This is a genomic window from Paenibacillus sp. FSL R5-0623 (assembly GCF_037974265.1).
Taxonomy (GTDB): Bacteria; Bacillota; Bacilli; order Paenibacillales; family Paenibacillaceae; genus Paenibacillus.
On sequence record NZ_CP150233.1, the window covers coordinates 4,758,067 to 4,779,134 of the forward strand.

At 46.9% G+C, this 21,068-nt stretch carries 18 protein-coding genes and 1 other RNA gene; 2 read left to right on the plus strand and 17 right to left on the minus strand.

The genetic code is table 11. The features are described from left to right. Positions 1–95 precede the first annotated feature (95 nt). From thiI to MKY92_RS20955, 6 genes are all read right to left on the minus strand, one after another. Entirely contained in the window at positions 96–1,337 is a 1,242-nt protein-coding gene (gene thiI, locus MKY92_RS20930; RefSeq protein ID WP_339301864.1) for a tRNA uracil 4-sulfurtransferase ThiI, read from the minus strand. A 5-nt stretch (positions 1,338–1,342) separates the two neighbouring features. Next, entirely contained in the window at positions 1,343–2,491 is a 1,149-nt protein-coding gene (locus tag MKY92_RS20935) for a cysteine desulfurase family protein (protein ID WP_339297488.1), read from the minus strand. Positions 2,492–2,664: 173 nt separating this feature from the next. Beyond that, the gene (locus MKY92_RS20940) at positions 2,665–3,417 is read right to left on the minus strand and encodes a lytic transglycosylase domain-containing protein (protein WP_339297489.1); all 753 of its coding nucleotides are present in this window, start codon (positions 3,415–3,417) and stop codon (positions 2,665–2,667) included. A gap of 189 nt (positions 3,418–3,606) precedes the next feature. Next, positions 3,607–3,948: a hypothetical protein gene (locus MKY92_RS20945; RefSeq protein WP_237175704.1), complete on the minus strand. Its 342-nt coding sequence runs from the start codon at positions 3,946–3,948 to the stop codon at positions 3,607–3,609. A gap of 108 nt (positions 3,949–4,056) precedes the next feature. Continuing rightward, on the minus strand, positions 4,057–4,275 hold the full coding sequence (locus MKY92_RS20950) for a DUF1540 domain-containing protein (RefSeq protein WP_076211597.1): 219 nt from the start codon (positions 4,273–4,275) through the stop codon (positions 4,057–4,059). 165 nt (positions 4,276–4,440) lie between these two features. Then, complete coding sequence (locus MKY92_RS20955) at positions 4,441–4,947, minus strand: YpuI family protein (RefSeq protein WP_017687263.1); 507 nt, start codon at positions 4,945–4,947, stop codon at positions 4,441–4,443. A gap of 283 nt (positions 4,948–5,230) precedes the next feature. Between MKY92_RS20955 and MKY92_RS20960 the strand changes: the two genes are divergently transcribed. Next, on the plus strand, positions 5,231–7,105 hold the full coding sequence (locus MKY92_RS20960) for a S8 family peptidase (RefSeq protein ID WP_339297490.1): 1,875 nt from the start codon (positions 5,231–5,233) through the stop codon (positions 7,103–7,105). 100 nt (positions 7,106–7,205) lie between these two features. Here MKY92_RS20960 and MKY92_RS20965 read toward each other — a convergent pair whose 3' ends face one another. Continuing rightward, positions 7,206–7,463, minus strand: a complete 258-nt coding sequence (locus tag MKY92_RS20965; RefSeq protein WP_076211601.1) for a hypothetical protein — start codon at positions 7,461–7,463, stop codon at positions 7,206–7,208. An 86-nt stretch (positions 7,464–7,549) separates the two neighbouring features. Beyond that, the gene (locus MKY92_RS20970) at positions 7,550–9,070 is read right to left on the minus strand and encodes a PLP-dependent aminotransferase family protein (protein ID WP_339297491.1); all 1,521 of its coding nucleotides are present in this window, start codon (positions 9,068–9,070) and stop codon (positions 7,550–7,552) included. A 107-nt stretch (positions 9,071–9,177) separates the two neighbouring features. On the opposite strand from MKY92_RS20970, the gene MKY92_RS20975 reads away from it, so the two are divergent. After that, on the plus strand, positions 9,178–10,407 hold the full coding sequence (locus MKY92_RS20975; protein WP_221821996.1) for a PLP-dependent aminotransferase family protein: 1,230 nt from the start codon (positions 9,178–9,180) through the stop codon (positions 10,405–10,407). 255 nt (positions 10,408–10,662) lie between these two features. Here the strand turns inward: MKY92_RS20975 and rnpB are convergent. From rnpB to recO, 9 genes are all read right to left on the minus strand, one after another. Continuing rightward, positions 10,663–11,072: RNase P RNA component class A (gene rnpB / locus MKY92_RS20980), an RNA gene on the minus strand. 82 nt (positions 11,073–11,154) lie between these two features. Then, entirely contained in the window at positions 11,155–12,270 is a 1,116-nt protein-coding gene (locus MKY92_RS20985; RefSeq protein WP_339297492.1) for a Nif3-like dinuclear metal center hexameric protein, read from the minus strand. After that, the gene (locus tag MKY92_RS20990) at positions 12,246–13,004 is read right to left on the minus strand and encodes a class I SAM-dependent methyltransferase (RefSeq protein WP_339297493.1); all 759 of its coding nucleotides are present in this window, start codon (positions 13,002–13,004) and stop codon (positions 12,246–12,248) included. The genes MKY92_RS20985 and MKY92_RS20990 overlap by 25 nt, the downstream gene beginning before the upstream one ends. 184 nt (positions 13,005–13,188) lie before the next feature. Beyond that, positions 13,189–14,328 carry an RNA polymerase sigma factor RpoD gene (gene rpoD / locus MKY92_RS20995; RefSeq protein WP_017687256.1) on the minus strand — a complete coding sequence of 380 codons (1,140 nt, stop codon included), beginning with the start codon at positions 14,326–14,328 and terminating at the stop codon, positions 13,189–13,191. A 43-nt stretch (positions 14,329–14,371) separates the two neighbouring features. Next, positions 14,372–16,192 carry a DNA primase gene (gene dnaG, locus MKY92_RS21000; RefSeq protein ID WP_221821991.1) on the minus strand — a complete coding sequence of 607 codons (1,821 nt, stop codon included), beginning with the start codon at positions 16,190–16,192 and terminating at the stop codon, positions 14,372–14,374. Positions 16,193–16,239: 47 nt separating this feature from the next. Continuing rightward, positions 16,240–16,728 (minus strand): DUF188 domain-containing protein, encoded by a 489-nt coding sequence (locus MKY92_RS21005; RefSeq protein WP_339297494.1) that lies wholly within the window; start codon positions 16,726–16,728, stop codon positions 16,240–16,242. A 208-nt stretch (positions 16,729–16,936) separates the two neighbouring features. Further along, entirely contained in the window at positions 16,937–19,012 is a 2,076-nt protein-coding gene (gene glyS / locus MKY92_RS21010) for a glycine--tRNA ligase subunit beta (protein ID WP_339297495.1), read from the minus strand. Then, entirely contained in the window at positions 19,005–19,892 is an 888-nt protein-coding gene (gene glyQ / locus MKY92_RS21015; protein WP_017687252.1) for a glycine--tRNA ligase subunit alpha, read from the minus strand. Before glyQ ends, glyS begins: the two co-directional genes overlap by 8 nt. A gap of 410 nt (positions 19,893–20,302) precedes the next feature. Further along, positions 20,303–21,055, minus strand: a complete 753-nt coding sequence (recO, locus tag MKY92_RS21020; RefSeq protein ID WP_047843778.1) for a DNA repair protein RecO — start codon at positions 21,053–21,055, stop codon at positions 20,303–20,305. Positions 21,056–21,068 lie beyond the last annotated feature (13 nt).

Consider the following 21,068-nt stretch of genomic DNA (forward strand, 5'->3'; position numbering starts at 1 on the left):
GAATACAGCAAAGGACTGAACGATATTTCATCGAACAGTCCTTTTTGCAGTTAACATAGCCCTTATTATGTCAGCCATGCTAATTTTTATTGAGTTTAGAACCAGTCATCCTTCATGCCATTGTCTTCTGTCTGATTCGTTACCACAGAAGTTTCACCGGCATGCAGGGTGATCGTTTCAGTTTGTTCCACCGCCTGATCCACCCATTCTGACAGATGGCTCATTGTTGATTCTATTTTATCCACAATTCGAAGATTTGGATTGGTTGAAGGTGACTTTGGCACAAAGAGAGTACAGCAATCCTCATATGGTAAAATAGATATGTCATACGTTCCGATCTGTTTGGACAGGGTAATGATCTCCTGTTTATCCATCATAACCAGTGGTCGCAACAATGGCAGATCCGTTGCACGTCCAATGACATTCATACTCGGAAGAGTCTGACTCGCTACTTGGCCCAGGCTATCCCCGGTGATCAGTGCGAGTGCCCGCTCACGCTCGGCAAGTTTGGATGCAATTCGCAGCATTGAACGTCGCATCAGCGTAATAATCAGATTGTCCTGACCCAGCTGGGTAAATGCCGTTTGAATCTCTGTAAATGGAACCAGATGCAGCTTGATTGTTCCTGCATGATCAGCAAGGGCACGCGCCAAATCAATGACTTTCTCTTTGGCACGCTGGCTTGTGAACGGGTAACTGTAAAAATGTACACATTCCACTTCAAGTCCACGGCGCATGGAAGACCAGGCTGCAACCGGGCTGTCTATTCCACCTGATAACAGTACCATTGCTTTGCCATTCGTACCCAGTGGAAAGCCACCTACTGCCGGAATGGTTTCGTTGAAAATATAGGTACCCTGATCCCGAATTTCCACTCGCAGCTCAATATCAGGTTGACGAACATCAACACTTAATTGCTGAAATTTCCGAAGAATCGGGGAACCAACCAGATGGTTCATTTCGTGGGAAGAGTTCGGGAACTCCTTCCATACCCGCCTTACATTTACCTTGAATGTGGTACCTTCCTTGAATTCGTCTTCCCTTTCGTCCATAAACGCGACTGCTGTTTTCACAATCTCATCAAGCTCGGATGGAGTAACTTTAACCGGACTAATCGACATCACGCCGAATACCCGTTTCAGCACCTTAATCAGTTCAGTATGTGATTCACCGCCAAGATCTACATAGACACGGCCATATTCTTTGCGAAGGCTCGCTCCTGGATAAGGTTTAAGCAAAGCTTTCACCTGTGTAATGATCGTTTTTTCAAATCGGGCACGATTTTTCCCTTTTAACATAAACTCTCCGAAACGGAGAAGCAGCATATCATATTTCATATCCATTACATCCGCCTTTCGAGGGGCCGCAACTGCGCCACCATCTGATGTAAAGCCCGCTCAAGCAAGGCTACATCTTCTTCTGTATGTTCATCTCCAAGACTAATACGCAATCCGCCACCAGCACAAGCTGCATCTCTGCCCATCGCAAGTAGAGCCCGACTCGGTTCAGCCGAACGCGAAGAACAGGCAGATTGAGTCGATATGGTTACGCCAAGTTGCTCCAAGGTGTGCAGCGCCACTTCTGCCTTCATCCCGGGATAGGAGAAGTGCACAATATGAGGTGCACCCTCTGTGCGACTGTTCAATTCAAATTCGGGAATGTCACGTATCATGTCCATCAACCGATCACGGAGCACCGTTGTACGCCGGGCAAAATCAACCTGATCTTCTGCTGCCATTCGCATGGCCTTTGCCATGCCTACCAGCAAGGCCACGTTTTCTGTGCCTGCTCTTAGGCCTTGCTCCTGTGATCCTCCTGACAATAGTGGCGTAAGCTCCACTCCACTTCGCACATACAGGAGACCCGCTCCCTTCGGTCCACGAATCTTGTGAGCAGACAGACTGTACAGATCTGCACCCCAAGCGGCAGGTGTTGCCTTCATTTTTCCAAAGCCTTGAACACCATCCACATGGAAAAGCACCCGTGGTGCTTCCTTTTTGAGCTGTTTGCCGATTTCTGCAATCGGATGGATGGCTCCCGTTTCATTATTTACATGCATCAGACTTACAAGCACCGTGTCGGGCCTGATCGCGTCTACAACCTGCTGAGCGTTGACCACTCCATCGGAATTCACAGGAACTAATGTCACTTCCCATCCCCACTGCTGCAATTGCATAAAACTTTCATACACCGAGGCATGCTCGGTAGCCGTAGTGATGATGTGTCTGCCTCGTGACTGATAACGTAATGCCGCACCTTTTATCGCGAGATTATTACTCTCGGTCGCACCGGAAGTAAATACAATCTCCTCAGGCTTAACGCCGATTGCCGCAGCACAGCCGGATCGTGCACGACGCAGCAACTGATGAGCACGCTCTCCATACCCATGGATGGAGGACGGGTTACCAAATTGTGTCTCCATAATTTCGGCCATCGTACGAATCACATCGGGATGGGGAGGTGTGGTTGCAGCATAATCAAAATATTTCAAATGAGGTTAGACCTCCCTTTATCTCTTCGTTCATGAATCTACAGTGAGCATTGTAACACGATACCCATACAACACAAAAAGACCAACCGGGAACATGCGTTTCAAGCGCTACTGCTCCCACATTTGATCTCATCCTGCCTATCATGTGTTTTCACAAATGTCTATCTGTGAGTTTAGATCACATATTTCGACTGTGCCTTCTCCACCTTGGAGATATAATTCTGTGTTTCGGAAGGCAAACGGTTAAGTACACTCATCAGTTCGCTATCACTAGACACGCCCAGACGTGAAACACGGCCCGGTCCTGCATTATATGCAGCAAGTGCCATCTTCACTTCTCCACCGAAACGCTGGAGCTGAAGGGAAAGATACTTCGTACCCGCATCAATGTTCTGGGCAGGATCAAATGAATTACTCACACCCAGCCCTGCAGCCGTACCATCCATTAATTGCATAAGCCCTTTGGCACCCGCGGAGGACACGACATTTGGGTTAAAATTGGACTCTGTGTCAATGACGGCCTTGATCAATGATTCAGGAACACCGTATTTGGCACTTGCCTCGGCAATCAAAGATTCATAATCCGTAGGTACAGATGCACCGGAATCCACGATTCCTGTATTGGATGAAGATAATAAAGACCCAACGATGTTATTGGAGACAGAGGACGATCCTGCCGTATTTATATCCGGATTGTACGTGCTTCCGAGTTGCAGCCACAACAAACCATCACTGGATCTTTTGGAGACCGTAGCGCTGGAATCCGTATTACTCATCGAATTGGTACCCGTACCTAACAGCCCATCCATCACATTGGCGAAATCCACAGTTGAACCAGCATTTGGTTGTGATCCACTAGTTTGGTTATTCACATTGGACAATTGCAGTTCCAATAACTGCCGCGATCCGCTTGGATCAATCTGCATGAGTTATACCCACTCCCGTATAATTAAGCGTATTATGACCTTATTCTACATCGTTTTACAACAAGGTTCCATTGTTTTCAAAAAAATATATGAATCTTCCCACCTAACCTGCACATATACGAAAAAAACCTTCTGTAATTCACCGCATTTGGGTGAGAACAGAAGGCTGTTGAATGAACATTTTGCACTCTAGCGAGCAAATGGAATCATGAAAAAATAACTCAGCGTGGCTACAATACCGAGTCCGATGGACCAAGCTCCCGCTGTCTTACGACCATTCACATAAGCATAGTAACCCAGAACGGCTGCCGCTGGTCCAAGTACGATTGACCACATGAACAAGGACGCGATGCCGAAGGCCAGCCCCATATAACCTGCGACCTTGCCTGTTGACTCCATGACACGGTCTGCCTCATGTTTCTCAGGTACAGGTTCTGAGCGTTCGGTACCTCCAGTTCTTACGACAGTCGGAGGAGCAACCTCTGCCCCGTATTCTTCCCGATGTGTTTTTCTGGGATAATCGACGCGCATACGCTGTTTTTCACCGTCAACATTGGTTTCAGGGCGATCTTTAAAATTAAACTTATTATCGTCATTTTCCATTTGGAAGCACCTCCGTTATGAAATAGGGATGACTGCTCACTTGGGTTTGAACGTGTGACAGCATGTTGCAGAGGATGTGCGTGCATGATCATGGTGATCGGAGTCAAATGTCTCACCGGCAAATTCCTCATGCAGACGACGAGTGGCATGTTGGTCAATGTCAATCATGATGGCATCAGCTTGGCAGAAGTTGTTCTCTCCCCAAAAGTTGCAGTTGGAGACGCTGCATTTGACAATTGGTTTGTCTTGGCTCATTTTTTATCACCTCGACTACTATTGTCTCCCCGCCACAAACCTGATATTCCCCCGTCAAAATGCCAGATGATGACATGATCAACCTCGTCTGATCCTTACTGAAAACACAAAAAAACCGCCACAAGGGCGGTTTCGTCCAATTTCATATTCAGGTTTAAACGTTCATTAGGCGTGATTCCGTTGATTTTGCATACGGCGCTGAGTCAGGTAATCACTTTCATAATATGCCAGATCATCGCGCAATTCTTCGTACGTTTTGGAAACCTCAAGAATGACATCCCGTACTGCACGGATTGGCTTGTCACGGAAACGAATGGCATCTTGTCCTGTGTAAGCGTATCTTCCGTCTTCGGAATAACATTCATTTTTAGGATAGAAAAAGCTGTTTACGCATTGGTGATACGTATTATAAAGAGCCTTTTCGGCAAAATCGACATCAAAGTTGGCACGACGCAGCACAACGCCAAGTTTTTCGTAAGAAACTTCAGAAAAAACGAGCAAATGACGGAGATCTGAAAGAAATCCTTTGTAGAAGGCTGTTGATTCTTCCGTCTGATTCTGATCCAGTTCAGGCAAAGCATTCTCATTCAAAAAATTTTCAATCCGATCGATAGCCGGTTTTAACTTTTCCCTAGTTGACTCACATGTTTTCTGTACATTGGCTGCTGACATAAAGGTAGCTCCCCCTTAAATAAGTCCTTACATATAGGTCGGCCAACGGTGGTTTTCCCCTGACCTTTGAATTCTCAGCTATAATCCTACCATAAAAAGATGACGAGCGGTATCCCTTAATCATGCTTTCCGCTTCTGCCGTTAAACATGCCTATTATACGCAGTCAGACTTGAACTCGCCTGCATAAAAATATCCGCTTTTTCTAACGATAGATATAACCAGTGACAACGATGAAGCACTGTTAATGATTGTCCAAAATGAACGAAGGAGGTTCCACCCACCATGTCCAGACCGAAATGGATTAACTGGGCCCTTGCAGCTGGTGCAGGAGCACTCGCCCTGACGCTTCTGCTTCCAACATCAAATCGTCAAGAACCCAAGCCAAGTGCCCTGTCAGATTCTGCTCATGAAGAGCACACGAGTAAGCAGCGTCTGAAAGTGCAGGATGTCAAAGCAACCGATCTTCTGACCCGTATGGATGCCAAGCAACATCTCAGTATCATGCTGGAGAAAACCGCCACAATGAATGCTGCGCAGGTTAGCCGATATGTGAATGATCTCCAAAGTTCACATGAACATATCAGATCCATTCATCTCATGAATACCAATGGCTCTTTTAACAAACCCTTTGATCAGGCCTCCACACAAGGAAGCAAGTTGGAACAACAGAAACTTCAACATGCGCTCAATCTTGCCAAAAAAGCGGTAAACAAACGTCAAAGTTTTGAATCCTCTTCTTTTCCTTTAGGAAAGGAAAAATATTTTGTTATGGGGCAACCCTCCAAAGATGGCAAAAGAGCTGTCATTGCCTTGTTCAGCCAGAACGTATTAAATGCTGTTGAACAACATCAGCGCAAAAATCTGCGCATGATCCCTTATCCGCGTGAGGGTAAATTCAAAATTGAATCTGTTCACCCGGATACGCTTAACGAAATCACAGTGAAGACCGGACATGATAATGCCAATGCCAGTCATTTTTATGAAAATGAAATCGTCATCCGTTTTCGCCAGGATCCCGGTGAACGGGACATGCGTATCATTAAATCTGATCTGAGAGCGCAATCTGCGCGCAAGCTGGGATACACGTATGTTTTTCGGTCAGAACACATGAGTTACAAGCAATTGCATAGTTATTTCGAAAGCAAATGGAATCCACTCTATATGGAGCCCCACTATATGTATTTAACCAATGATGCCGTAACTGAACAAACAGATGTAACGATACCCAATGACATTTTGTTCTCCGATTATCAGTGGAACCTGCCTGCGATTGAGACAAACAGAGGTTGGAATATTACCAAAGGAAACAAAGATGTCATCGTTGCAGTGGTTGATACGGGGGTTGATATGAATCATCCTGACCTGAAGGGCAAGCTCCTTGAGGGTTATAATGTGGTCGAGCCGGGAAGCCAACCGATGGATGATGTGGGACATGGAACACACGTCGCAGGCATTATCGGCGCTATTGTCAACAATAACGAAGGCGTTGCAGGCATGAGCTGGTATAACAAGGTACTACCGGTTAAAGTACTCGACAACTCAGGTTCTGGTACCACGTATGCCGTTGCCGAAGGCATCATCTGGGCAGCCGATCATGGAGCCAAAGTTATCAACATGAGTCTGGGCAATTATGCTGATGCGCAATTTCTTCATGATGCCATTAAATACGCTTTTGACCGGGATATCGTCCTGATTGCAGCCACGGGGAACGATAATACAGAGCGTCCAGGATACCCTGCTGCTTATCCGGAAGTATTTGCCGTATCTGCTACGGACCCGGATATGAGTAAAGCTTCCTATTCCAACTATGGGGATTATGTAGATGTGATGGCTCCAGGGTCCAGTATCGCCAGTACCTATCCAAACAATCAGTATGCAGCCTTGTCTGGAACGTCCATGGCTAGCCCCCATGTAGCCGCACTTGCAGGTTTGATCCGTTCGTTGAACCCGGACTTGACCAACACGGAAGTGATGGATTTGATGCGCCAAAGTGTTATTGACCTCGGTGATCCGGGTCACGACAAGTATTTCGGCTATGGCCAAATCGATGTCTATAAGGCACTGCAAGCCGCATCAGGCAACAGCGCTCCTTTGCAGTTCTGGCCGCAACATGTCAGACAACAAATGGATAATACGATGAAAAAGTATACTCCTTAATCGTAATAACTCTACTCAGTAAAAATACAAAAGCAGCTGCGCCCCGGGGCGTACGCTGCTCTTTTGGTTTATATTCATTTCCCCGGGGCACCCGCTGCGCTTAGCGCTTGCGAGAAGATGTGCGGGCTTTACTTGATTTTTTCACGGATTTTTTCTTCGGATTATGGCTGGAAACATAACAAGGGTCTTCTTCTTTGACAACAACAGGATACATGTGGTGATGAATCGGAACACAGTGATGTTTTTTGATCACTTCAATCGGGTGGATTACAGGCACGATTTGTGGGATGTAATAATCCTCAACAACCTGGATCGGGTCACAGACAATCGGGCAAAGCGGTGGACAGTAATGGTTCATTTCAAAACCAACTCCCTTTCTGGTGATACTATAACCTATTGCAGCAGATCGAAAGTGGATTGGATGTATGTCCATAGTCCGAAAAATTATATAAGCGGTAGCCTGTCCGCCACTGTCCCACCCTGCCCAGGTGTTACTCTGTCAATGACTTGGCACAGTGCACGGAGTCCTTCACACAAAAGCTCAACGTTTGTTACAGTGAAGCAGATACGCAGACTTGGTGTATCCATCTCTCCTACATAACAGGCGGAACCTGGCAGGAAAGAAACCCCTGCAGCAAGTGACTGATGATGCAACTCACGCATATCTAGGTTACTCGGAAGTTGAAGCCACAGATTGAGTCCTCCCTCTGGCAAGCGCCATTGCATACCCGTAGTAGCATGCTGTTCCAGCACTTCGGATGCTGCGCACAAGCGAGAATACAATTCATCCCTTAATCGGGATACATAGGCACCATACTGATTCTGAATGAAAGATTGCAGCGCCTTTTGTGTAAGCAGCGGACTCCCCAAATCCGCCGTAGATTTTGCGGCCACAAGCCGGGTCAATACACTTCCGTCTGCGATGGCGCAGGCTATACGGCAACCGGGAGAGAGCACCTTGCTGAAGCTTTTGATATAAACGACATGACCTGTCCCATCCATCGATTTAATGGACGCCGGAGGAGGCTCACGAAAATAAAGATCTGCAAAAGGATCATCCTCCAGAATGAGGCAGTGGTAGCTCTGCGCGAGATTAAGAAGCTGTGCACGTCTTCTTGCACTCATCGTGATCCCTGTTGGATTGTGATAGGTCGGGATCGTATAGATCAGCTTGGGCGGATAGGTATCACATAATCGGGTCAACAGATCAATACGCATGCCTTCGTCATCCATCGGGACCGTAATGATCTTCGCGCCTCTACTCGTAAATACATCAATGGCTCCGGTATAGCTTGGTGCCTCCATGTACACAACATCCCCAGGTCCGACAAAAGTTCGTGCCACAAGATCGATCCCCTGCTGAGCACCACTTGTAATTAACATGCGTTCAGGTGCAGCCTGTAGTCCACGCTCGGCAAAATGTTCGGCAAAGATCTGTCTAAGTTCCCGATCCCCCTGAAAAGATCCGTAAGCTGCCATACGCTCTGTATGATCAGAGGAGAGTCGGTAGGCGCTGTCGATAATCTCGCGTGTAGGCAACAGTTCAGGCTGAATCGCTGACATATGAAGTTCATACCGTACTTGAGGTGACGTATCAAAATGTCTCCAGAGCTGGGCTCGCGGTAAATAATCCACCAGTGCCATCTGCCAATTCCATGACGTACTGGATTCACTATTGGCATTGTTTCGCTGCGTTCGGTCCACATCCTCCATCTGATCCACGTTCAATGTACCTCTCACATAACAACCTTTCCCTTGGGAGCAGGTGATCAATTGAATCGCTTCAAGTTCAGCATACGCTTTGGATACAGTGACCAAGCTGACACCCAAATCCGCGGTCATTTTACGAACAGAAGGAAGTCGGGTTCCGGGTTCAATGAGTCCTGATCTGATGCGATCGGCAATCGTTAGCGCAATCTGCACGTACAATTTGGTACTGCTTCCCCGCTTTAATTCAATATGCATATGTGCTCCCCCAACTGTTATGATCTTCATTTTACTGTTATAGTGTAGTCCGTCTATTATAGTTTATAATATCAGTATAACAGTGAATAACAGGAGATGAGAATAACATGAGTATCCCTTGGTCCAAAATGGCACAAAACACCCCGTCCTCTGTCGTTCGCGACATGCTCCAGGCCGCTCAGGCACCTGGAATGATCTCACTAGCCGGTGGATTACCAGCCCAGACTTCATTCCCGCTGGAAGCTATCCGCGTTGCATATGAAAAAGTATTTATGAGCGGAGCAGCCGCTCTTCAATATGCGGAGACTGAGGGTTACCGTCCTCTTCGCGCCAAAATTGCCGAACGTCTTGAATCCAAGGGCATTCCCGCTTCACCCGATCACATGCTTCTCACTACAGGTTCACAGCAATCCATTGACTTGGTTTGCCGCATCCTTCTTGACCCAGGTGACCGCGTATTGGTTGAATCACCAACCTACCTCGCTGCTCTGCAAGTCATTCATTCCTATCAGGCTGAATCTCACGGTGTAGCCTGTGATGATCACGGTATGTTGCCTGAATCTCTGGAGGAACAGCTCCAGTCGCATCGTCCAAAACTTGTCTATATTAATCCAACATTCTCCAATCCTACTGGAAAAGTATGGTCACGAGAAAGAAGACAGCAGGCTGTGGATCTGTGCCGCAAGTATGGTGTACTCATTCTGGAAGATGATCCCTATGGTGAAATTCGGTTCAATCCGGAGCAATTGGATGTCCCTGCACTCGCAGAACTGGATGCAGTATCCTATGACGGCCCTTCTAACGTTATCTACACCAGTACATTCTCCAAAACGGTAGCACCTGGCCTTCGTACGGGCTGGATACTGGCTGCTCCCGATATTGTCAAAATGGCAGCACGAGCCAAACAAGGTGCCGACTTGCACTCCAGCAGCATTGACCAAAGAGCGCTTCATGCACTGCTTGAATCTTTCGATCTGGATGCGCATATCCGCCATATTTCAGAGGATTACGAACAACGCATGAAAACACTGACGACTCTCATGGCAGCCAAAGCTTGGGAAGGCATCTCGTGGAACTCACCACAAGGTGGCATGTTCTTGTGGCTGCAATTGCCTGAAGGCATGCTGGCAAGCAATCTGTTCACATATGGTATCCAGGAGAAAGTGTGCATTGTCCCGGGTGATTCCTTCTATGCAGGTACACCAGAGTTAAACCGCATGCGAATCAACTTTACTCATACGGACCCTGAGCTTCTTCCGGAAGCCGTGGAAAGAATGGATCGCGCCATCCAACGCTGGCATGCTTCCTTGACATCGGACAGTGTTGTTACACTGTAATGAACTGTCATAAACGTTTTGCTATCCACTAGCGTATGAAGGTTAATGACTTGATATGAGAAACAAAAATAAGGCGGCATGCCCGAGAATCTCGGGCATGCCGCCTTATTTTATAGAACCTGTTATCAACAGGAGTTATGTTTGTTCAGATGTTCATGGGTCCTTCTGATCAGTCAGGCCATCGGATGATTCATACGAGTTGTCCTCGACTGATAGGTGGACTACATTGTGTTGCTATGATGTTGTTGTTGCAGTTAGGAAAGCTTACCGTAAGCCGGGTTCTGTGCTCTTCGTGGTTCATACGGGAACTACCCTCCCACCAGAAGCGACAATCATCTATCTAGGCCATACATTGCTGCACAGCTCAAGCGACCAACCTAGACACACCTCGGGCTAAGGTTGCCTCCTCCGAAAAGGCGGCTGTGTCCCATTAGGTCTTGCTCCAGATGGGGTTTACCAGGAACGAAGTCACCAGCGTTCCTCGGGGTCTCTTACACCTCGGTTCCATCCTTGCCTGTGCCGGAAAATCCGGCCATCGGCGGTCCATTTCTGTGGCACTATCCTTCAACTCGCGCTGACTGGACGTTATCCAGCATCCTGCCCTGTGGAGCCCGGACTTTCCTCTCGTGGCAACAAAGGCCACCAGCGATTGTCTGTCAAACTTTCCGAACAACATTACATAGTATACAGGCATTTAGGTTCCCAGACAAGCTTAATATTACTGGAAGCCGTACATCAACGGTCTTTTTAGATAAACTGGAATACTTCCGTATTTACCTCAGAAGCCGTAACTTGCGTATCATATCGTTTTTCTTCCAAACGGGAACGAATCCAGTCCGCTGTTTTTGGTTTCATAATCTTCTCGGAATTATGTCCCGGGTCGATGATACACATACCTGCCATTAACGCATCATGAGCCGTGTGGTAATCGATATCTCCAGTCACAATAACATCCGCACCTTTGAAGCGGGCAGTAAGCGCATAACGGCTGCCAGAGCCGCCAAGAACCGCAGCTTTTTTGATCTGCTTGTTCAGATCTCCTACTACACGCACATGAGGCACATGGAATTGGGTCTTCACAACCTCCACAAGCTCACCTAATGTCTTAGGTTCCCTAAGGGGTCCCAAGCGTCCCAAACCAAGCGTACGGCCCTTTAAATCCATTGCATAGAGGTCATAGGCGACTTCCTCATACGGATGAGCCTTAAGCATCGCCTGAACGACCTTACTGCGCAGACTTTGGGGTACGATGGTCTCAATCCGCATTTCTTCCACACGTTCCATCTGCCCTTGGGTACCGATAAACGGTTGAGTCCCTTCACCAGGTACAAACGTTCCTGTACCTTCCGTGTTGAAGCTGCACTTGTTATATTGACCGATACTCCCCGCTCCGGCTTCCAGAATGGCCTGAAGAACCTGTTCATGATGGGTACGAGGCACAAACACAGCCAGCTTGTACAGATGATCTGTGTGTACATCTTCCAGCGATTCTTTACTCTCAATGCCAAGTGCCTCGGCCATCCAGTCATTCATACCACCCTCGGCCACATCCAGGTTCGTATGACTGATATAGACAGCAATATCATGCTTAATCAGCTTTTCATACAATTTACCCATAGGTGTATCTGTACTCAGTGACTTAACCGGACGGAAAATGATCGCGTGATGAGCGATAATCAGGTTGGCACCGATACGAATCGCTTCCTCCACCACTTCATCCGTCACATCCAAAGCTACTAATACGTGACTGATTTCTTTTTGCAAACTGCCGAGCTGCAGACCAATGCGGTCATCCGGTACAGCCAGATGTTTGGGAGCGAGTTGCTCCATCAGTTGAATTACAGTTTGACCTTTGGCAAACATGCCAAAACCTCCTTCAAGTTTGCGATAAGACGCTCTACCTCAGCCGCCTTGTCCCGGGAAGAATCCTGATCGGATTTGGAGATCGAGTTTACAACCCCTTGCAGCTTGATGATCTCACTTTCCCATTTGGCAAAAAATACATCCGATGGACGATCCACCAAATAAGGTCCCATCCGCAGCAGCAAATCTTCCGTTAATTCTGCCCCGCCTTGAAGCGGACGTGCACGATACACCTCTACATTGGCAATCGGGCTTACGGATTGTGGCATCGCCGTTATAATCTCATAGATCTTGCCATCTTCTTCGAGCAATTGTTCTGCTACAACCACCCAGTGATGCTCCAACAACCAGCGTCTCAGGATATCCTCTCCCACATTTGGTTGCAAAATAAGTAACTGGACTCCTTCCAGTTTGGATAAACCTCGGTCCAAAATAGAGGCAATCAGGGCCCCACCCATGCCTGCAATGGTGATGACATCCACTTCTCCTGCAGAGATTACATCCAATCCGTCTCCACGGCGTACCGTTATTTTTTCTTTCAGGCCAGCATCACTGACTTGTTTGCATGCAGCATCATAAGGTCCAGGATTGACTTCCCCGGCTACTGCACTTGCAGCTTTCCCACTTCGGATTGCGGCTACTGGCAGCAGCGCGTGGTCTGAACCGATATCAGCCAAGCGGCTGCCATCGGGAATTTGATCATGTATTCGCTGTAATCGATTCGAAAGTTTCATGAAGCACCTACACCATTCATTTAATTTATTGATTTGCATTGAACAAGGAAAAGCGATAAAATAAAATCCAATAAAACATTTCAAGGATGAATTTCCAAAACCAAGAAATCAAGACGTTTAAATTAAAAATAAAGGAGACCCCGCCGCCGCTAAAGCGTCTTGCGGAAAGTCTCCCATAGTTCGATTATTCGAGGAAATCCTTGAGTCGTTTACTACGACTCGGGTGACGCAATTTACGAAGAGCCTTGGCTTCGATCTGACGAATACGCTCACGCGTAACACCAAATACCTTGCCGACTTCCTCCAGCGTTCTCGTCCGTCCATCGTCCAGACCAAAACGTAGACGAAGCACGTTCTCTTCACGTTCAGTCAGTGTATCCAATACATCTTCGAGCTGTTCTTTCAGCAACTCATACGCAGCAGCATCCGCCGGAGCAAGTGCTTCCTGATCCTCAATGAAGTCACCCAGGTGGGAATCATCTTCCTCACCAATCGGGGTTTCCAGAGAAACCGGTTCCTGTGCAATCTTCGTAATTTCACGAACTTTCTCTACACTCAGATCCATCTCAGCAGCGATTTCTTCTGGTGTCGGTTCACGCCCTAGTTCCTGCAACAGCTGACGGGATACCCGGATCAGCTTATTAATCGTCTCCACCATGTGTACAGGGATACGAATGGTACGCGCCTGGTCAGCAATAGCACGAGTGATCGCTTGGCGAATCCACCATGTAGCATACGTACTGAACTTGTATCCTTTTTTGTGGTCGAACTTCTCAACCGCTTTGATCAGACCCATATTACCTTCCTGAATCAAATCAAGGAACAACATTCCACGTCCAACGTAACGCTTGGCGATGCTGACTACAAGTCGAAGGTTCGCTTCAGCCAGACGACGCTTGGCTTCTTCGTCCCCGTTCTCAATCCGTTTAGCAAGTTGTACTTCATCATCTGCCGACAACAGTGGCACACGACCAATTTCCTTGAGGTACATACGGACAGGGTCATTGATTTTGATACCTGGCGGCAAGCTCAGATCATCATCAAAGTGGAATTCGTCTTCTCCCTCTCTGGTGTTGTTCTCGGAATCTTCACTAGGACGAAGTGTAACCTCTTCATTATTTTCATTCACTACATCGATACCCAGATCGCTCAGTTGCTCATAGAATTCATCCATTTGCTCTGCATCCTGCTCAAAAGGAGAGAGTTTCTCTATAATTTCCTTGTAATTCAGCGAAGCTCTTTTTTTACCTGATTCAATCAATTGATCTTTAACCTGATCCAATGTCAATTCTGTTTCTAGTTCAGTATGCTGATCATTCGCCATAACTCGACTCCCTCCTCCCTAGAAACATCTAATCATCAGACGTTCACTGTCTCTCTAGGGCAATCATTTCAATTGCAATCTGTGCCGCGCGTACAGAATCACCTGCCCGCTCTGCAGCAATCATTTCTTCTTTTTTCAAATCGTACTCTTTCTTACGCGGATGCTTCAGCACTTCCCTGATGCAATCATCGAGCATTTGAATACTCCATTCACCTGGACCATCCATCATCGAGATTGAACTGACCGTTTTTTCCAGGCGATCGTCATGCAGTGAAGACATAAAACGGCTTGTATCCGACGGTTTGCCTTGCGCATAGTAGGCATATAGATAAGCAGCAATAGCTGCATGATCCTCCAAGTTAAAAGCTTCACCAAGATGCTCATTCACGTACTGGGCAGCCTCATCATCCTGCAACATCCAGGCAATCAGTTTGCGTTCGGCAGCGTGATAAGCCGGCAACAGATTCGGTGTAGGCACCTGCCTATTTTGTTGCCTACCATTATTCCACCTTTTCGGGTTATTATCCCCGTACTGGAGGTTATTTTTCATTGCCTCCCGTTCTTCATTACACTCCTGCTTCAATGTTTCGAAGGATACGTCCACTTCTGCAGCCAGTTCACGAAGATACACTTCCCTCTCTGTTGGAGAAGGTAAGGGTGCAATCAATTTTACTGCTTCTTTCGAATAGGCGATTTGTCCGCCACCCTCTAGCAGTATATGGCTTTTTTTTAAGTTTATAAGTTTAAATTTTGTAGTTGTCACGGCACCGTCCACAATCTGGTTTCGGAACCGTTCACCACCATGCTTCCGGATAAAATCATCCGGGTCAAGTCCCTCGGGAATCAGAGCCACTTTGACCTGCAATCCAGCTTCCTCAAGAATAGGGAAGTTTTTGAGTGCAGCAGCCTGTCCTGCTCGGTCACCGTCATAACAAATGATGACTTCGTCGCACATGCCTTTGAGCATCAGGGCCTGATTCTCGGTTAACGCAGTACCCATTGCCGCTACACCATTCTGGATATCCTGATCCCATGCGGAGATGACATCACCATATCCCTCAAACAAAATGGCTTGTCTTTGTTTGCGAATTGCATTTTTGGCATGATGCAGATTATAGAGAACACGGCTTTTGTTAAATAACCGGGTTTCCGGTGAATTTAGATACTTCGGTTGCCCATCTCCCAATATGCGTCCTGCAAATGCAATTGGCTTACCGCTCCTGCCATTAATCGGGAACATAATCCGGTCTCGGAATCGGTCCACATATCCCTGACCTTCATTTCGCGGTGACAGAAGTCCACCCTTTTCCATCTCTTCGAGCGGATAGTTACGTTTCTCGAGAAATTGTACCAGTGTGTCCCAACGATTTGGTGCGAAACCAATCTGGAACTGGTCGATCAATTTGTCGCCAAAACCTCTTGAGCGTAAATACTCCATAGCTGACTTGCCATGCTCTGTATTTTTCAACAAAAAATGATACAGCTTCGCGGTAAGCTCATAAGCCTCCAACAGACGTTCAGTCTCCGGATTCACATGAGCAGATTCACGCCCTTGCCAGTCCCCCATAGAGATGTGACTTTCTTCCGCCATCGTTTTGACAGCCTCGGGAAAGGATAACCCTTCGATTTCCATCCTGAATTTGATGGCATTTCCACCCGTGCCGCAACCGTAGCAGTAGAAAATTTGTTTCTCAGGTGTAACGGTGAACGAAGGCGTCTTCTCGGAATGAAAAGGACAGAGGCCCTTCATATACTTCCCCTGTTTGGTCAGATGCACAAATCGGCTCACCGTATCGACAATATCATTCTGCTGTAACACCGATTCAATAATACTTTCGGGTATACCGCCTTGTCCGGTACTCATCTCTGGCCACCTTCATCTCTTCAACACGTAAATATAATTCGATAAACTTACACATTCTCCTGCAAATCTTTTAAAAGTTTTGTCAGTTTATGTTGAAACATTTCTCGATCCTGCTCTGTGAAAGGCTTTGGGCCTTTTCCGTAATGGCCTCTTTTTCGTGCTTTGGCCGCAGAATGACGAGAATCCAACATGAAATCAATGTCACGATCGTTGAATTCACGACCACGAAAGGACAAAACATAACAACGTTTGCCGAGCGCAAGTGCCGCAAGTCCATAGTCCTGAGTGATAACCACATCATATGGCTTAATATGATTAGCAATATACAGGTCTGCGCTCTGATCACTGCGATCCACTTGCACGGTTCGTACCCCTTCTCCTCCTTGAAGCAAATGATCAAATGAAGAGACTAACAATACGGGGATGTTGAAAAGGCGAGCGGTTTGCGCAATCTCGGTTTTGACCGGGCAAGCATCACCATCCACAACAATGTGACGTATATTTAACTCACTCAAACCCAGACCACCCGGTTTCATAAAATAGCTGCATATTGTTATATACGACCCCGGCCAGGCAAAATCCTTCTGGCACAACAAGGGAAATCAAAGGCTAAAATACGGAGCGGTTGTAAAAAATACATTTCACAACCCGTTCCGTATATTTATACCCTCATATATCCTTCTTTAATACTGAATTTTAGCTTTGCGCCAAGTCTGTGGAAAAGGACTCATGAAATACGCCCAATTACCAAACCAACTTGGAAAAATCAGCAAATCCTTTTAAGTCACGATCAATAGCCGCGAGCAAGGCAAGTCGATTCGCCCGAACAGCTTCATCTTCGGCCATAACCATAACCGAATCGAAGAATGAGGTAATACCATCCTTCCAGGCAGATGCAATAGCCAGTGCTTCAGCAGCATGATGCTGAGTCAACGCCTGACGATATTCTGCATTCGTTTTGCTCCATGCCTCATGTAGCTGACGTTCTCCATCTTCCGTGAACAGTTCTGGATGTACGGAAGCATTGGATGCTTTGGCAGCCAGATTACCCACACGGTTGAACGACTCAACCGTTGTTTTGAATGCGTCTCCTGTCAGAACAGCCGCCATCAACGCTTCACCTTTTGGTACCACAGCGCTGATATCATCGAATCCGGAAGAAATTACGGCATCCACTACGTCGTAGCGAACGGTTTCGGACAACAATTTTTTCACACGAAGACCAAAGAAGTCTTGCAGATCTTTACGAACCTCTTCATCTGCACGTTTCAACAGGTTCATCTGGGCATGTACTTGAAGGGCTACTCCGAACACGTCTGACAATGTCAGCGGAAGCTTGTGATCCAGCAAAATCTGTACAATACCTGCAGCCTGACGGCGCAGTGCGTACGGATCCTGGGAACCGGTTGGAATAATATTGATAGAGAAACAACCCACGATTGTATCCATTTTGTCCGCAGCACTCACAATGGCACCAACAAGAGAAGCAGGGGATTGATCTCCAGCGAAACGTGGCTGATAGTGTTCGAATACCGCTTTGGCCACTTCTTCTTTTTCGCCAGCTTTACGAGCATAATCCTCACCCATCACACCTTGCAGTTCCGGGAATTCTCCCACCATCAGTGTCACCAGATCGAATTTGCAGATATCTGCTGAGCGGCTAACGGATTCAGCAACATCACCGGATACTTGCAGTTTGGCAGCAAGTCCATCTGCAATCTTGCGAATACGACGCACTTTATCTCCAACGGTTCCTAGTTCTTCCTGGAAAACGATACTTTCCAGCTTCGACAATGCATCCTTAATCTGTAGCTTCTGATCTTCCTCATAGAAGAACTTGGCATCAGACAGACGTGCACGCAGAACTTTTTCATTTCCTTTGGCAATAACGTCCAGTGAATCGCTTCCACCGTTACGTACCGTCACGAAGAATGGCAACAATTGTCCTTCATTGTCCAGTACAGGGAAATAACGCTGATGCTCACGCATGGAAGTAATCAATACTTCTTGTGGAATATTTAAGAATGAGGAGTCAAATGTCCCGAATAATACGGTAGGTGTTTCCACCAGGAACAGGACTTCCTCCAGCAAGTCTTCCTTAATCGCGATATCCCATTTTTTCTCAGCAGCCAGTGCCTGAATCTGGGATACAATCATCTGTTCACGTTCCTGGATATCAACAATGACATGTTCTGCACGCAACACTTCCACGTATGAAGACGGAGTGGAGATCACGGCCTCCTTACCGAGGAAACGATGTCCGCGAGTTACATTACCCGATTTAACACCTGTCACTTCCAGATCGATAACATCACTGCCGAGCATAGCCACAATCCAGCGGATTGGACGTACAAATTTGAAATCATAGGAAGCCCAACGCATGAATTTTGGGAACGTCATGGCATGTAATACAGAAAGTAATCCTTCGCCAACCACGGAAGCCGTCTCCACACCTTTGCTGCTCTTCGTTGCATAGATATATTCGACACCGTTCAGTTCCTTGAACGTGAACTGGTCGGGTTCAACACCTTGACTGCGGGCGAATCCGAGTGCAGCCTTGCTCCAATTGCCACTGTCGTCCAGGGCAATTTTGCGTGAAGGACCTTTCACTTCTTCCTCGATATCTTCCTGTTTTTCAGCCACATTTTGAATCAAAACAGCCAGACGGCGCGGTGTGGCATACGCGTTCACTTCACCATAAGCAATGCGGGATGCGTCAAGCCATTTCACGATACGCTCTTGTAGCTGTGCGATTGCTGCGCGCATAAACCGTGCAGGTACTTCTTCCAACCCGATTTCAAATAACAGATCCTTAGACATGCTCGGCTCCCCCTTTCTTGATCAGCGGGAAGCCTAGCTTCTCACGCTCTTCCATATATGTTGCAGCGACTTGGCGAGCCAGATTACGGACACGTGTGATATAACCCGTACGTTCCGTTACACTGATGGCCCCACGTGCATCCAACAGGTTGAACGTGTGGGAACATTTCAGCACATAGTCATATGCCGGGAATACCAGATGCTGCGCCATGGCTTTGTTTGCTTCTTCTTCATGCATGTTGAAGAGTGTAAACAGCATTTTGACATCAGATACTTCAAACGTATATTTAGAGTGTTCGAATTCTGGCTGACGGAATACATCACCATAAGTAATACCTTCCACCCATTCCAGATCAAACACATTCTCTTTATCCTGAATGTAAGAAGCCAAACGCTCCATACCATACGTAATTTCAACAGCTACCGGATTTGTCTCGATTCCACCGACCTGTTGGAAATACGTAAATTGTGTAATTTCCATTCCGTCCAACCATACTTCCCAACCAAGACCTGCACAACCAAGGGAAGGATTCTCCCAGTTATCTTCAACAAACCGAATATCATGTTTGAGCGGATCAATGCCCAGACGTTTCAGACTTTCCAGATAAATTTCCTGAATATTGTCCGGTGAAGGCTTGATGATTACCTGGAACTGATGATGCTGGTACAGCCGGTTAGGGTTCTCACCATAACGTCCGTCCGAAGGACGACGGGAAGGCTCCACATAGGCCACTTTCCAAGGTTCGGGTCCAAGCGAACGCAAAAAGGTCATCGGGTTCATCGTACCTGCCCCTTTTTCCGTATCGTATGGCTGGACAATAATACAGTTATGCTCGGCCCAGAATTGTTGCAGCGTTAGAATCATCTGCTGAAAATTCATAATCATGCTCCTTTTCAATGGTTTGTTAGCAAGCTTAGGACGGTGAAGACAACAATAAATAGCCCCCGTCCTACGCCTGTTGTACAGACGTAGGGACGAGAGCTATTCCCGCGGTTCCACCCTACTTGGCTTAGATCAAACAGGATGATCCTGTTCGCTCCAGCCCACTTTTCCGTGTCCATTCATGCTCCCGAGTGCCGTTTCAAAGACCGATTTAGCCAGGCTCCCACCATCCCCGGCTCGCTTATTCATGATTCTCAAGTGTTATACAACGACTTGTCTCCATAAATGCAATAAATCCAGTCTTTTACTTTCTCGTTCAATGCATGTCTCATAAAGAGAAATTATATTTCATAATATATAAAATCTAGTATGAAGTCAAGATATAGTTTCGCTTCCACCAAAACGCCTCAAATCCCGTACTTCTCCATCTGATCGAGGAAAGAACGGGATTTAAGATTCAGACCGAGCTGATGATCCATAAAAGCACGCATCAACTTTTTGATCTCATCACGGGTAGACTCACTTACTGATATATTTCCCAAGCGTTGCAGATCCAACTGCGCGAACAAACGCAACAACTTCAGAGCCTTTGGACTAACTGACATCGCTGGAGGATCGAAATGTTTGCATGCTCGACACAAGACGCCACCAAGTCTGGGACTTATAAACAACTGCTCATCTGGTCGCTCCTGATTGCAGGAGATGCACTCATCGAACTGTGGACCGTATCCGGATGCCTGTAATATTTTCATTTCGTACAGACTTGTAATAACAACCGGATCTTTCTCTTCCTTCAAAGCTTGCAAACACGCCTTTAACTGTTTGAACCAAAATGTACCTGTCTCTTCATCCTGAAGCACCCGATCCAATAGTTCACACGCATAAGAAGCATATGAGGCCTTGACCAGATCTTCACGCAACTCATGATAAGATTCAACAATTTCTCCAGCGTTCAGTGTGCCTAGACCTGTATTGCGAAAATATACATATTGACCATACGTAAACGGCTGCACCAGTGCAGCATGTCGGCTCTTGGGCTTTTTGGCACCGCGGACGAGTACCCCTACTTTCCCGCCGCTTTCGGTGCAAAGCGTAATGATTTTGTTCCCTTCGCCGTAGTCCATGCTGCGGATGACAATCCCTTCCACCCTGTATAGCATGCCTCGTCACCTA